The organism is Pseudomonas sp. B10(2017) (assembly GCF_002113295.1).
GTDB lineage: Bacteria > Pseudomonadota > Gammaproteobacteria > Pseudomonadales > Pseudomonadaceae > Aquipseudomonas > Aquipseudomonas pudica.
The window spans coordinates 26,211-39,656 of record NZ_NEJU01000014.1; the positions used below are offsets into that span (position 1 = coordinate 26,211).

General features: G+C 63.7%; 11 protein-coding genes. 9 read left to right on the forward strand and 2 right to left on the reverse strand.

All coding sequences use genetic code 11. The features are described from left to right. Window positions 1-2 precede the first annotated feature (2 nt). The 4 genes from CAF92_RS17355 to CAF92_RS17370 all read left to right on the forward strand — a co-directional run bounded on the left by CAF92_RS17355 (window position 3) and on the right by CAF92_RS17370 (window position 3,159). Window positions 3-884, forward strand: a complete 882-nt coding sequence (locus tag CAF92_RS17355; RefSeq protein ID WP_046617042.1) for an alpha/beta fold hydrolase — start codon at window positions 3-5, stop codon at window positions 882-884. Window positions 885-1,024: 140 nt separating this feature from the next. After that, window positions 1,025-1,459, forward strand: coding sequence for a thioesterase family protein (locus CAF92_RS17360; RefSeq protein ID WP_046617041.1), 435 nt, complete (start codon window positions 1,025-1,027; stop codon window positions 1,457-1,459). 51 nt (window positions 1,460-1,510) lie between these two features. Continuing rightward, window positions 1,511-2,482 (forward strand): tRNA-dihydrouridine synthase, encoded by a 972-nt coding sequence (locus tag CAF92_RS17365; protein ID WP_046617040.1) that lies wholly within the window; start codon window positions 1,511-1,513, stop codon window positions 2,480-2,482. A gap of 233 nt (window positions 2,483-2,715) precedes the next feature. Beyond that, the gene (locus CAF92_RS17370; RefSeq protein WP_003260273.1) at window positions 2,716-3,159 is read left to right on the forward strand and encodes an Hsp20 family protein; all 444 of its coding nucleotides are present in this window, start codon (window positions 2,716-2,718) and stop codon (window positions 3,157-3,159) included. Window positions 3,160-3,253: 94 nt separating this feature from the next. On the opposite strand, the gene CAF92_RS17375 is transcribed toward CAF92_RS17370, so the two are convergent. Both CAF92_RS17375 and CAF92_RS17380 read right to left on the reverse strand, forming a co-directional pair. After that, window positions 3,254-6,550, reverse strand: coding sequence for a PAS domain S-box protein (locus CAF92_RS17375; RefSeq protein WP_085601474.1), 3,297 nt, complete (start codon window positions 6,548-6,550; stop codon window positions 3,254-3,256). A gap of 62 nt (window positions 6,551-6,612) precedes the next feature. Further along, complete coding sequence (locus tag CAF92_RS17380; protein WP_085601475.1) at window positions 6,613-7,491, reverse strand: LysR family transcriptional regulator; 879 nt, start codon at window positions 7,489-7,491, stop codon at window positions 6,613-6,615. Between the two features lie 131 nt (window positions 7,492-7,622). Here CAF92_RS17380 and leuC point away from each other — a divergent pair, with 131 nt between their 5' ends. The 5 genes from leuC to asd all read left to right on the forward strand — a co-directional run bounded on the left by leuC (window position 7,623) and on the right by asd (window position 12,921). Beyond that, entirely contained in the window at window positions 7,623-9,056 is a 1,434-nt protein-coding gene (leuC, locus tag CAF92_RS17385; protein WP_013971600.1) for a 3-isopropylmalate dehydratase large subunit, read from the forward strand. Then, window positions 9,053-9,697: a 3-isopropylmalate dehydratase small subunit gene (gene leuD, locus CAF92_RS17390; protein WP_046617038.1), complete on the forward strand. Its 645-nt coding sequence runs from the start codon at window positions 9,053-9,055 to the stop codon at window positions 9,695-9,697. Before leuC ends, leuD begins: the two co-directional genes overlap by 4 nt. A 146-nt stretch (window positions 9,698-9,843) precedes the next feature. Further along, window positions 9,844-10,608: a class I SAM-dependent methyltransferase gene (locus tag CAF92_RS17395; RefSeq protein ID WP_085601476.1), complete on the forward strand. Its 765-nt coding sequence runs from the start codon at window positions 9,844-9,846 to the stop codon at window positions 10,606-10,608. 54 nt (window positions 10,609-10,662) lie between these two features. Beyond that, window positions 10,663-11,745 (forward strand): 3-isopropylmalate dehydrogenase, encoded by a 1,083-nt coding sequence (gene leuB / locus CAF92_RS17400; RefSeq protein WP_013971603.1) that lies wholly within the window; start codon window positions 10,663-10,665, stop codon window positions 11,743-11,745. Between the two features lie 63 nt (window positions 11,746-11,808). Further along, entirely contained in the window at window positions 11,809-12,921 is a 1,113-nt protein-coding gene (gene asd / locus CAF92_RS17405) for an aspartate-semialdehyde dehydrogenase (RefSeq protein ID WP_003260268.1), read from the forward strand. Window positions 12,922-13,446 lie beyond the last annotated feature (525 nt).

Sequence of the window (13,446 nt, forward strand, 5' to 3'; positions counted from 1 at the left end):
CGATGACTACCCTGAGCTGGATTCGTGGTGTCAATGGCACCTTGGGCCGCCTGGCCCCTGAGCATGTCGCGGGCAAGATGCGCCGTGCCTTCATGACCCCGCGCAACCTGCCGCCACGGGATTGGGAGTTGCCCGTGCTGGCCAGCGCCGAGCGCATCACCCTGCGCTTCGGTTTGTCGGCCCTGCGCTGGGGCAAGGGGCCGACCGTGCTGCTGATGCACGGGTGGGAAGGGCGCCCGACCCAGTTTGCCGCGTTGATCGAAACCTTGGTCCAGGCCGGGCACACGGTGGTGTCGCTGGAGGGGCCGGGGCATGGGCGTTCGCCTGGCGAGCAGGCAAATGTGGTGCTGTTTGCCCGTGCGCTGCTGGAGGCTGCCGCCGAACTGCCGCCGCTGCGCGCGGTTATTGGCCATTCCATGGGAGGCGCCAGTGTATTGCTGGCCCTGCAGATGGGGCTACGCACAGAGGCAGCGGTCAGCATTGCCGCTCCGGCGCGGCTGTTGGGCGTACTGCGTGGCTTTGCCCATCGCCTGGGGCTGCCAGCGCGGGCGCGGGCGGCGTTCATTCGCCAGGTTGAGCGGGATGTGGGCATGCAGATTGCGCGGCTGGATGTGACTGGTTACCAGCTGGAGTTGCCTGGGTTGGTGGTGCATGCCGCCGATGATGCCTTGGTGCCCGTCGATGAGGCTCAGGTTATTCACAAGGCGTGGTTCGATAGCCGCCTGATGCTGCTGGAGGCGGGTGGCCACCAGCGGGTGCTGTCCGATTCGCGCCTGAGTGAAGCGGTGCTGGAGCTGCTGGCCCGGGCTGGCGCGGTCCCTGTAGGAGCGGCCTTGTGTCGCGATGGGCTGCGCAGCAGCCCCGGCAATCTGTGTCGGGACTGAGATTTTGGGGCCGCTGCGCGCCCCATCGCGACACAAGGCCGCTCCTACAGGTACCGCGTAGCCCCGCAGGCAAGTGCAGAAGGGCTGGACTTTCCCCCGGCGGTCCCTGCTAAATCCACTTTTGCTCCAAGGAAGCGAACATGAGTTGGGACCTGGCAACACCCTTCGTCATCGACCTGCGCGTCGGCAGCGAGGATATCGACGGCCTTGGCCACGCCAACAACGCGGTCTACGTCACCTGGCTGGAGCGCTGCGCCTGGCGCCACTCCCAGCGCCTGGGCCTGGACCTGGCCGAATATCGCCGGCTGGACCGGGCGATGGCCGTGGTGCGTCACGAAATCGACTACCTGGCCGCTGCCTATGAGGATGATGAGCTGCAACTGGCCACCTGGATCATCGACTGGGACCAGCGCCTGCGCATGACCCGGCGCTTTCAGCTCAAGCGCCCACGCGACGGTGTGACCTTGCTGCGCGCCCAGACCACCTTTGCCTGTATCGAATTGTCCAGCGGCAAGCCCAGGCGTATGCCGGCCGAGTTCCTCGACGGTTACGGCCCGGCGCTGATCGGCGCCTGAAACACCGGCAATTTTTGTTAGACTGCCGGCTTTTTCCGCCGAGACCCCGACATGCAAATTGCCCTGGCCCCCATGGAGGGGCTGGTCGACAACATCCTGCGCGACGTGCTGACCCGCGTGGGCGGTATCGACTGGTGCGTCACCGAGTTCATTCGCGTGTGCGATCGCCTGCTGCCGCCTTCCTCGTTCGACAAGCTGGCACCCGAGTTGCGCAATGGCGCGCGGACTGCCGCAGGGGTGCCCATGCGTGTGCAGCTGTTGGGTTCGGACCCTGTGTGCCTGGCGGAAAACGCCGCGCTGGCCTGCGAGTTGGGCGCGCCGGTGATCGACCTGAACTTCGGTTGCCCGGCCAAGACCGTGAACAAGTCGCGTGGTGGAGCGGTGCTGCTCAAGGAGCCGGAGCTGCTGCACGCCATTGTGCGTGAGGTGCGCCGTGCCGTGCCGGCGGATATCCCGGTCACCTCGAAGATGCGTCTGGGTTTCGACAGCCCCGACGGCGCGCTGGAGTGCGCCACGGCGCTGGCCGAAGGCGGCTCGGCGCACCTGGTGGTGCATGCGCGGACCAAGGTCGAGGGCTACAAGCCACCGGCCCACTGGGAGTGGGTGGCGCGGGTGCAGGATGTGGTCAAGGTGCCGGTGTTCGCCAATGGCGAAATCTGGACCGTGGACGACTGGCGGCGCTGCCGTGAGGTCAGTGGCGCCGAAGATATCATGCTGGGCCGCGGGCTGGTCTCGCGCCCCGACCTGGGGCTGCAGATTGCCGCGGCGCGAGACGGGCGGGACTACCAGCCGATGAGCTGGGACGACCTGCTTCCGTTGCTGCGCGAGTTCTGGCGCCAGGCCCAGGCCAAGTTGTCGCCGCGCTATGCGCCTGGGCGGATGAAGCAGTGGCTGGCGATGCTGACCCGCAGTTATCCCGAAGCGGTTGTGCTGTTTGCCGAGTTGCGGCGGGAGGATGACTGTGCGCGGATCAGCAGGTTGCTCGGGGTTGAGAGGCAGGCGCTTGAGGCTTGTGTTGCCTGATCCGGCCACTTCGCGGGTGAACCCGCTCCCACAGGTACCGAGCAGGTCTCAAGGCCTGTGGTGATCCTGTGGGAGCGGGTTCACCCGCGAAAGGGCCATTGAATCCAGTACAAAAATCGGATTTTTTTTGCTCGCCCCTTGAAAGCATTTCCCTCGGCCATATCTCTTGAGTACGCGATGCCGAAGTCGGGTCGCGTAATGACTTACTTGCTGAATCTCAGGAGTTCATGACCATGACTACCGCTTTCTCTCTCGCTCCACTGTTCCGCCATTCCGTTGGTTTCGACCGTTTCAACGACCTGTTCGAATCCGCGGCACGTAACGAGGCTGGTAGCAGCTACCCGCCCTACAACGTGGAAAAGCATGGCGATGACCACTACCGCATCGTGGTTGCTGCAGCTGGTTTCCAGGAAGAGGACCTCGACCTGCAGGTTGAAAAAGGTGTCCTGACCGTGACCGGTGGCAAGCGCGACAATGGCCCTGCTGAAGTGACCTACCTGCATCAGGGTATCGCGCAGCGCGCCTTCAAGCTGTCGTTCCGCCTGGCCGACCATATCGAAGTCAAGGCCGCCGGCCTGGCCAATGGCTTGCTCAGCATCGACCTTCTGCGCATCGTGCCTGAAGAAGCCAAGGCCAAGCGCATTCCGATCAACGGCGACAAGCCAGCGCTGAACTGATCGCGTAGTAGATGTGGAAAAGGGCACCCCCAGGGGTGCCCTTTTTTGTTGTTATCGCCGGTTCGGCTTCCTTGTGGGAGCGGTTGCATCGGTTTCAGTAATCCGCCGGCGCCTCCAGCAACATCTGGCGAAACTCTGGCAACGGCAGCGGCCGGCTGTGCAGGTATCCCTGGTAAAGGTGGCACCCCAGCCGCTCCAGAAACTCCAGCTGTTCGGTCAGCTCCACCCCTTCGGCAATCACCGCCAGGTCCAGACTGCGGGCCATGGCGACAATGGCGCGGACGATTTCGGCGTCGTTGGGGTCAATCGGCGCATCGCGCACGAAGGTCTGGTCGATCTTCAGCGCATCCACCGGCAGACGCTTCAGGTAGGTCAGCGAGGAATACCCGGTGCCGAAGTCATCCATGGCAAAGCTCACCCCGTAGCGCTTCAGTTCGCGCATCTTGCTGATGGTATCTTCCAGGTTCTGGATGACGATGCCTTCGGTAATCTCCAGTGTCAGCATCTGCCGTGGCAGGCGGTAATCGTCCAGGCTGCGCAGCACCCGCCCGACAAAATCGTTCTGGCGGAACTGCCGTGGGCTGATGTTCACGCACAGGCTGAAATCATCGGCGTCGATCAGCCCGTCGCCGAGCATGCGCGCGCAGGCATCGCAAGCTTCGTCGAGGATCCAGCTGCCAACTTCAAGGATCAGGCCGCTTTCTTCCAGTACCTGAATGAATTGCGCGGGTGGCTGCTGACCCAGTTGCGGGTGATGCCAGCGCAGCAGAACCTCGGCGCCGACGATGCGGTTGTCGCGGGCATCCACCTGTGGCTGGAAGTGCAGCGCCAGCTCGCCGCGGGCAAGGGCCAGGCGCAGGTCGTTTTCCATGCGCAGGCGCTCGCTGGCAGCCTTCTGCATGGTGGTATGGAACAGCTGGGTGGTGTTGCGCCCGGAGTCCTTGGCCCGGTACAGGGCGATATCGGCACGCTTGAGCAGGTCGGCCGGGGTGGCGCCGTGGTCGGGGATCAGCGCCACGCCGATGCTGGGTGTCACCTGCAGGCGCTGGCCGTCCAGCGACATCGGCTCGGCCAGCAGTTCGCGCAGGGTGTCGGCCAGCCCGCGGACTTTCTCTTCGACCAGCTCTCGGCTGCCTTCCAGGCCGCTGAGCAATACCACGAACTCGTCGCCACCCAGGCGCGCCACGGTGTCTTCCAGGCGCACACTGGCTTCCAACCGCGCGGTGATGATCTTCAGCACAGTGTCGCCCACCGGATGGCCCAGCGAGTCGTTGATGTGCTTGAAGTGGTCGAGGTCAAGGAACAGCAGGGCGCCGCGCAGGTTGTGGCGCCTGAGCAGGGCGATCTGCTGGCTCAGGCGGTCCATCAGCAGGGCGCGGTTGGGCAGGTTGGTCAGCGGGTCGTGGTAGGCCAGGTGGCGAATCTGTGCCTGGGCGTTCTTCAGCTGGCTGACATCGCGGGCGGTCAGCAGCAGGCAGTCCACCTCGTTGAGGGTGATCGGCTCCACCGACACCTCCACGGTAAGAATATCGCCACGCTTGTTGCGCCCGAGCATCTCGCGATGGTGCACCCGGCCACGCTCGCGCAACTCGGCCAGCAGGGCGCTGCGCTGCTTGTCGTCGGCCCAGATGCCGATCTCATACACCGTGTGGCCGACCACTTCGGCAGCGCTGTAGCCGGTCAGGCGGCAGAAGCCGTCGTTGATTTCCAGGTAGCGACCGCTGTGGCGTTCGGTGATGGTGATGGCGTCGGGGCTGGAGTGGAAGGCCTTGGCAAACTTTTCTTCGCTGGATTTGAGTGCCGCCTCGGCGCGCTGCTGCTGGGTGATGTCGCGCAGGGTGGTGACGCTGCAGGGCTGGTCGTCGACGGTGATGAGGCGGCTGGAAATCACGCAGGTCAGCGGTGCGCCATTGCGGTGGTTGACCACCACGGCGACGTTGCTCAGGGCCTGTTCGCGGATCACTCGCTCGATGCGTTGCGCGCGTTCTATCGACTCCGCCCACAGGCCGATTTCCTCGGCGGTGCGTCCGATCACCTGGTCGGTGTTCCAGCCGAAGGTCTGGGTGAACGCCGGGTTGATCTCGATGAACTGGCCAGTGTCCTGGCGGGTGACGCAGATCGGGTCGGGGCTGACCTGGAACAGGCTGGCGAACTTCTCTTCCGAGGCACTCAGGCGCTGTTCGCGTTCCACCTGGTCGGTGATGTCGAGCAAGGTACCGGCCATGCGCAGCGGGTTGCCCTGTTCGTCGCGGTACAGTCGGGCGCGGCTTTCGATGTAGCGCGAGATGCCGTTCTCCAGTTGCACCCGGTAGGTGATCTGGTAATTGCCGGCAGGCCCTTCGCGCAGGCTGCGGTAGGCCTGGCGCATCGAGTTGCGCTCCTGCTCCGGTACTCCTTCGAAAAACGCGTCGAACGATTCGTGAAAGGGGATGGGCGGCAGGCCGTGCAGTTGCGCGGCGCGGGCCGAGCCGTAGAGCATGCCACTGGGGATATGCCAGTCCCAGGTGCCCAGCTGTGCCGAGTCCAGGGCCAGGTCCAGGCGCTCCTGGCTGTCCTTCAGGGCCTGCTCGGCGCGCTTGCGTTCGGTGGTGTCGACGAAAGTGCTGATCAGGAAGGTCACGCCCTCCAGTTCGATGCCCTGGGTGCAGAGAATGCCGTCATGCACCTTGCCGCTGATGGCGCGAAATTGTACTTCGAGGATCAACGGGCCGCTGTTGGCCCGGGTCGATTCCAGCACCATATGGCGCTGTTCGGGGTTGACCCACAGGCCCAGTTCCAGGCTGGTCTTGCCGATCACCTGGCTGCCGGGCCAGCCGAACATGTCTTCGAAGTGCTGGTTGACCTCGAAGATCATGCCGTCGTGGCGGCGGGTGAGCAAAATGGCATTGGGGCTGAGGTGGAACAGGGTGGCGAAGCGTTTCTCCGAATTGATCAGCGCTGTTTCCCGCTCGCGCTGGCGGGTGATTTCGCGGATCACCCCAATCATCTGTGGCCGGCCGTGCGGGTCGTGGGTCAGGCTGCCGTTGATCTCCAGCCAGTGCAGGCTGCCGTCCGGCCAGCGGATACGGTGGCGCATGGCCTGTTCCACCGGTTCGCCGTTGAACACCGCCTGGAATACCTGGCGTGTGCGCGCGCGGTCTTCCTCGGGCAGCAGGTCGAGGTAGTCGACATCGGCGGGGAGCGGGCGCTGCGGGTCGAAGCCGAACAGGGCCTGGGTGCCCCGTGACCAGCTGACCCGGCCGCTTTCGATATCCCATAGCCAGGCCCCCAGCCGCGCACCGTTGAGCGCGGCCAGCAATTGTGGGGCGTTCTGCCAGGCCTGCTCGGACTCCTGAGGGTCGGCCGCAGGTATGCGCGGCAGGCGCAAAAAGCGATTCGCTGATTTGGGCATCGGTACCAGACCTTTGGCGTGTGACGCGTCCTTGGAGGTGGCAATACCGGGCTGACGACCGGTCAGGCGGGCCCTGCGTGGCTGTCGAGCAGGGCCATGAATGCCCTGGCCGCGTTCGATAGCGTACGCTCCGTGTGCAAAATGTAGCCTAGCTGGCGTGACAGCTGTATGCCCGGCAAGGCGATGGGTGCAACCTGTTCGTCGAGCATGGTGCGCGGCAGCACGCTCCAGGCCAGGCCGATCGACACCATCATCTTGATGGTTTCCAGATAGTTGGTGCTCATGGCGATGTTCGGTGTCAGGCCCTGGCTTTCGAACAGGCGCTGGACAATATGGTGGGTAAAGGTGTTGCCGCCGGGGAACACGGCCGGATGGCGGGCTACGTCGGCCAGGCTGACCGTATGGTTGTTGGCCAGCGGGTGCTCGGGGGCGGCGACGAAGTCCAGGGCGTCCTCCCACACCGGCACGGCCCTGACCAGATGGTGCGGCTCGGGCGCCAGGGTGATCACGGCAATCTCGGCGCGGCCATGGAGGATTTCGTCGTAGGCCGCTTCCGAATCCATGAACTGAATATCCAGCGCTACTGCCGGGTATTCCCGAGTGAAGGCCCGCAGCAGCGGGGGAAGGCGGTGCAAGCCTATATGGTGGCTGGTGGCCAGAGTCAGGCGACCACTCACCTCCCCGGACAAATTGGTCAGTGCGCGCCGGGTATCATCGAGAACGTTGAGGATCTGGTAGGCGCGCGGCAGCAAGGCGCGGCCAGCCTCGGTCAGCGTCACCTCGCGGCCCAGCCGGTCGAACAGGCGCACATCCAGTTGCTGTTCCAGCCCGGCGATGCGCTTGCTGACCGCCGGTTGGGTCAGGAACAGGCGGTCGGCGGCCCCGGAAAAGCTACCGGTTTCGGCAATCGCGATGAAGGCACTAAGGTTCGCCAGATCCATGGGGCTGTATTCCTGTTGGTTATCCAAAGCATAAAAATTATGAATTTGAGTTATTCAATTTAACCCCCTAGCATCGACCGCACAAGCCAAGGGGTCTTTGGCATAGAAAGACGCTGATGAGGAACAGTCTGATGGCTGGCAAAACGCTCTACGACAAACTCTGGGAAGCCCATGAGGTCAAGCGCCGTGATGACGGCTCGTCCTTGATCTACATCGACCGTCACATCATCCACGAAGTGACGTCGCCCCAGGCCTTCGAAGGCCTGCGCCTGGCCAACCGCAAACCCTGGCGAATCGATGCCAACATCGCCACACCGGACCACAACGTGCCGACCACGCCAGAGCGCAAGGGCGGTATCGAGGCCATCGTCGACCAGGTGTCGCGCCTGCAGGTGCAGACCCTCGACGAGAACTGTGACGAATACGGCATCGTCGAATTCAAGATGAATGACGAGCGTCAAGGCATCGTCCATGTCATCAGCCCGGAGCAGGGTGCCACCTTGCCTGGCATGACCGTGGTCTGCGGTGACTCGCACACCTCCACCCACGGCGCCTTCGGTGCCTTGGCCCACGGCATCGGCACCTCCGAAGTAGAGCACGTGCTCGCTACCCAGTGCCTGGTCGCCAAAAAGATGAAGAACATGCTGGTGCGCGTGGAAGGCCAGCTGCCTGCCGGCGTTACCGCCAAGGACATCGTCCTGGCCGTGATCGGCAAGATCGGTACCGCCGGTGGTAACGGCCACGCCATGGAATTTGCTGGCAGCGCCATCCGCGAATTGTCGATGGAAGGCCGCATGACCATCTGCAACATGTCCATCGAAGCCGGTGCCCGCGTAGGCCTGGTGGCGGTGGACGACACCACCGTTGCCTATGTCGAAGGCCGCCCGTACGCGCCGAAGGGCGAGCAGTGGAAGCAGGCGGTCGAAGCCTGGAAAGGCCTTGTTTCCGATGCTGACGCGGTGTTCGACACCGTGGTCGAGCTCGACGCTGCGCAAATCAAGCCGCAGGTCAGCTGGGGCACTTCGCCGGAGATGGTCCTCGCCGTCGACCAGCGCGTGCCGGACCCGGCTGCCGAGCCTGACCTGATCAAGCGTGGTTCGATCGAGCGTGCCCTCAAGTACATGGGCCTCGCCGCCAACCAGGCGATCACCGATATCAAGCTCGACCGCGTATTCATCGGTTCGTGCACCAACTCGCGCATCGAAGACCTGCGCGCCGCCGCCGAAATCGCCAAGGGCCGCAAGGTCGCTGCCAACGTCAAACAGGCGCTGGTGGTACCGGGCTCGGGCCTGGTCAAGGCCCAGGCCGAGCGTGAAGGCCTGGACAAGATCTTCCTCGAAGCCGGTTTCGAATGGCGTGAACCAGGCTGCTCGATGTGCCTGGCGATGAACCCAGACCGCCTGGAGAGCGGCGAGCACTGCGCGTCCACCTCCAACCGCAACTTCGAAGGCCGTCAGGGTGCCGGTGGCCGTACCCACCTGGTCAGCCCGGCCATGGCCGCCGCCGCCGCGGTGACCGGCCACTTCATCGATGTCCGCGAGTTGATCCAAGGGAGCGCAGCATGAAAGCCTTTACCCAGCACACTGGCCTCGTCGCGCCGTTGGACCGTGCCAACGTCGACACCGACCAGATCATCCCCAAGCAGTTCTTGAAGTCGATCAAGCGCACCGGCTTCGGCCCCAACCTGTTCGACGAGTGGCGTTACCTGGACGTGGGCCAGCCTTACCAGGACAACAGCAAGCGCCCGCTGAACAAGGAGTTCGTGCTCAACCACGAACGCTACCAGGGTGCCAGCGTGTTGCTGGCGCGGGAAAACTTCGGTTGCGGCTCCAGCCGTGAGCACGCCCCATGGGCGCTGGACGAGTACGGCTTCCGCAGCGTGATCGCACCGAGCTTTGCCGACATCTTCTTCAACAACAGCTTCAAGAACGGTTTGCTGCCGATCATCCTCAGCGACGAGGAAGTCGACGAGCTGTTCAAGCAGGTCGAAGCCATCCCGGGCTATCAGCTGACCATCGACCTGCAGGCGCAGGCGGTGACCCGTCCGGATGGCAAGGTGCTGCACTTCGAGATCGATGCGTTCCGCAAGCACTGCCTGCTCAACGGCCTGGACGATATCGGCCTGACCCTGCAGGACAGCGATGCGATCAAGGCCTTCGAAGGCAAGCACCGCGCCGCGCAGCCTTGGCTGTTCCGTGATGCCTGAATGATTTAGTGGGTTTGCTGGCCTCATCGCCGGCAAGCCAGCTCCCACAGGAACTCCACAGGTCTGAAAACTGTAGGTTCTCTGTGGGAGCTGGCTTGCCGGCGATAGAGCCAGTAAAGACAACCCAAAACCAGAAGGATCGAGACATGACCAGCACCCAGCACACCGATGTGGTCCAGCGCCAGTTCGGCGAACAGGCCAGCGCCTACCTCAGCAGCGCCGTGCACGCCCATGGCAGTGAATTCGCCCTGCTGCAGGCTGCGCTGGCGGGGCAGGGCCATGCCCGCGTGCTGGACCTGGGCTGCGGCGCCGGTCATGTCAGCTTTCACGTCGCCCCGCTGGTTGCCGAAGTGGTCGCCTACGACCTCTCGCAGGCCATGCTCGACGTGGTCGCCAGTGCCGCTGCCGAGCGCGGCCTGGCCAATATCACCGCCGAACGCGGTGCCGCCGAACGCCTGCCGTTCGCCGACGCCTCGTTCGACTTCGTCTTCAGCCGCTACTCGGCCCACCACTGGAGCGACCTGGGCCTGGCCCTGCGCGAAGTGCGCCGGGTGCTCAAGCCGGGTGGCCTGGCAGCGTTCATCGACGTGATGTCGCCGGGCAGCCCGCTGCTCGACACCTACCTGCAAACGGTCGAAGTGCTGCGCGACAACAGCCACGTGCGCGATTATTCCGCCGCCGAATGGCAACGCCAGGTCAGCGAGGCTGGTTTGCATGTACGCAGCCACACCCGCCAGCCGCTGCGCCTGGAGTTTTCCAGCTGGGTCGAGCGCATGCGCACCCCCGATCCAATGCGCGTGGCAATTCGCCAATTGCAGCAAGCCATGGGCGAGGAAGTACGGCAGTATTACCAGATCGAGACCGACGGTTCGTTCAGCACCGATGTGCTGGTGTTGTGGGCCGAGCGTTAAGAACTTTTCGGTGGGGCCCGCTTGGCCGCACCGCGTGAATGGATAGAGGAAAGCATGAGCAAGCAGATTCTGATTCTCCCAGGTGACGGTATCGGCCCGGAAATCATGGCCGAGGCGGTCAAGGTGCTGGAGCTGGCCAACGACAAGTTCCAGCTCGGTTTCAGCCTGGAGCACGACGTGATCGGTGGCGCTGCCATCGACAAGCACGGCGTGCCGCTGGCCGACGAGACCCTGGAGCGTGCGCGCAAGGCCGATGCCGTGCTGCTGGGCGCCGTGGGCGGGCCGAAGTGGGACAAGATCGAGCGTGATATCCGCCCCGAGCGCGGCCTGCTGAAAATCCGTTCGCAACTGGGCCTGTTCGCCAACTTGCGCCCGGCCATCCTCTACCCGCAACTGGCCGATGCCTCGTCGCTCAAGCCAGAGATCGTTTCCGGCCTGGACATCCTCATCGTCCGTGAGCTGACCGGCGGTATCTACTTCGGTGCCCCGCGTGGCCAGCGCGAGCTGGAAGGCGGCGAGCGCCAGGCCTACGACACCCTGCCGTACAGCGAAAGCGAAGTGCGCCGCATTGCCCGTGTCGGCTTCGACATGGCCCGCGTGCGTGGCAAGAAGCTGTGCTCGGTGGACAAGGCCAACGTCCTGGCGTCCAGCCAGCTGTGGCGTGAAGTGGTCGAGGACGTGGCCAAGGACTACCCGGATGTGGAACTGAGCCACATGTACGTCGACAACGCCGCCATGCAGCTTGTGCGTGCGCCCAAGCAGTTCGATGTGATGGTGACCGACAACATGTTCGGTGACATTCTGTCGGATGAAGCTTCCATGCTGACCGGTTCCATCGGCATGCTGCCTTCGGCGTCGCTGGATGCCGACAACAAAGGCATGTACGAGCCGTGCCACGGCTCGGCGCCGGACATCGCAGGCCTTGGCATCGCCAACCCGCTGGCGACCATCCTGTCGGTGTCGATGATGCTGCGTTACAGCTTCAATCAGTCGGCTGCCGCCGAGGCGATCGAGAAGGCCGTGAGCCTGGTCCTGGATCAGGGGCTGCGCACCGGCGACATCTTCTCGGAAGGCTGCCGCAAAGTTGGTACGCAGGAAATGGGCGACGCAGTAGTCGCAGCGCTGCGGAATCTGTAATCTCTCTGGCCCGCCACCCAAAATTCCTGGTGGCGGCCCACTTTTAGCAAAGGTGTAGTTGCGATGAAACGTGTAGGTCTGATCGGTTGGCGCGGTATGGTCGGTTCCGTGCTCATGCAGCGGATGCTGGAGGAGCAGGATTTCGACCTCATCGAGCCGGTGTTCTTCACCACCTCCAATGTTGGCGGCCAGGGCCCGAACGTGGGCAAGGATACAGCTCCGCTCAAGGACGCTTATTCGATTGAAGAACTCAAGACCCTCGACGTGATCCTGACCTGCCAGGGCGGCGACTACACCAACGAGGTCTTCCCCAAGCTGCGTGAAGCCGGCTGGCAGGGTTACTGGATCGACGCCGCCTCGTCCCTGCGCATGCAGGATGACGCGGTGATCATCCTCGACCCGGTCAACCGCAAAGTCATCGACCAGCAGCTGGACGCGGGTACCAAGAACTACATCGGCGGCAACTGCACCGTCAGCCTGATGCTGATGGGCCTTGGCGGCCTGTTCGAAGCCGGCCTGGTCGAGTGGATGAGCGCCATGACCTACCAGGCGGCCTCGGGTGCCGGCGCGCAGAACATGCGCGAGCTGATCAAGCAGATGGGTGCTACCCATGCTGCCGTTGCCGATGACCTGGCCAACCCGGCCAGCGCTATCCTCGACATCGACCGCAAGGTTGCCGAGACCATGCGCAGCGAAGCGTTCCCGACCGAGAACTTCGGCGTGCCGCTGGCTGGCAGCCTGATCCCGTGGATCGACAAGGAACTGCCGAACGGCCAGAGCCGTGAAGAGTGGAAGGCCCAGGCCGAGACCAACAAGATTCTCGGTCGCTTCAAGAGCCCGATCCCGGTCGACGGCATCTGCGTGCGCATTGGCGCCATGCGTTGCCACAGCCAGGCGCTGACCATCAAGCTGAACAAGGACGTGCCGCTGGCTGACATCGAAGGCATGATCAGCCAGCACAACCCTTGGGTGAAACTGGTGCCTAACCAGCGTGAAATCAGCATGCAGGAGCTGAGCCCGACCAAGGTTACCGGCACCCTGAACATCCCGGTTGGCCGCCTGCGCAAACTGAACATGGGCTCCCAGTACCTGGGCGCGTTCACCGTAGGTGACCAGCTGCTGTGGGGCGCGGCCGAGCCGCTGCGTCGCATGCTGCGGATTCTGCTTGAGCGTTGATCGTTCCGGTCTGACCGAAAACCCGCGCTGGTGACAGCGCGGGTTTTTTTATTTCCGATCCATCCCGGCCGGCCCGGCTTTTCTCTGCTTTTGCTTTTGCTTTTGCTTTCGCTTTTGCTTTCGCTTTTGCTTTCGCTTTTGATTTTGCTTCTAGGCGCGCGATAGTTCAGGCGCCGCCGATTGCGACTTCAGGAGGCCGAGCGAAGGGACTGCGGAGGGAGGTGACGGGCATGGATGCCCGTCAAGCGCTGAGGCCCCATGGATGGGGCCTGCAGCGCGTACTCCCGGGAGCAGGCCCGTAGCGAGGGGACCCCGGAGCGAAGCGTAGGGGCCGGATGATGGGAGCCGACGGTTTTTGGTTCCTTTTTGCCACGACAAAAAGGGACCCGCCGTAAGGGCGGAAAGGTGACTTGGCGCCACCATCGCGAATGAATGCCTACTCGATGCAAGAGCAAGAGCAGCGCAGCTCTAGGTTTGGGCCAGCACAGACAAAACTCTACAATCCGAGTAAAGTGCCGCCCCCCC

Excerpts from the sequence above, each read along its gene's own strand:
- CAF92_RS17355 (WP_046617042.1), top strand. The coding sequence starts at position 3 with ATGACTACCCTGAGCTGGATTCGTGGTGTCAATGGCACCTTGGGCCGC.
- CAF92_RS17395 (WP_085601476.1), top strand. The coding sequence starts at position 9,844 with ATGACCAGCACCCAGCACACCGATGTGGTCCAGCGCCAGTTCGGCGAA.
- leuC (WP_013971600.1), top strand. The coding sequence starts at position 7,623 with ATGGCTGGCAAAACGCTCTACGACAAACTCTGGGAAGCCCATGAGGTC.
- CAF92_RS17370 (WP_003260273.1), top strand. The coding sequence starts at position 2,716 with ATGACTACCGCTTTCTCTCTCGCTCCACTGTTCCGCCATTCCGTTGGT.
- CAF92_RS17375 (WP_085601474.1), bottom strand. The coding sequence starts at position 6,550 with ATGCCCAAATCAGCGAATCGCTTTTTGCGCCTGCCGCGCATACCTGCG.
- leuD (WP_046617038.1), top strand. The coding sequence starts at position 9,053 with ATGAAAGCCTTTACCCAGCACACTGGCCTCGTCGCGCCGTTGGACCGT.
- CAF92_RS17360 (WP_046617041.1), top strand. The coding sequence starts at position 1,025 with ATGAGTTGGGACCTGGCAACACCCTTCGTCATCGACCTGCGCGTCGGC.
- leuB (WP_013971603.1), top strand. The coding sequence starts at position 10,663 with ATGAGCAAGCAGATTCTGATTCTCCCAGGTGACGGTATCGGCCCGGAA.
- CAF92_RS17365 (WP_046617040.1), top strand. The coding sequence starts at position 1,511 with ATGCAAATTGCCCTGGCCCCCATGGAGGGGCTGGTCGACAACATCCTG.
- asd (WP_003260268.1), top strand. The coding sequence starts at position 11,809 with ATGAAACGTGTAGGTCTGATCGGTTGGCGCGGTATGGTCGGTTCCGTG.
- CAF92_RS17380 (WP_085601475.1), bottom strand. The coding sequence starts at position 7,491 with ATGGATCTGGCGAACCTTAGTGCCTTCATCGCGATTGCCGAAACCGGT.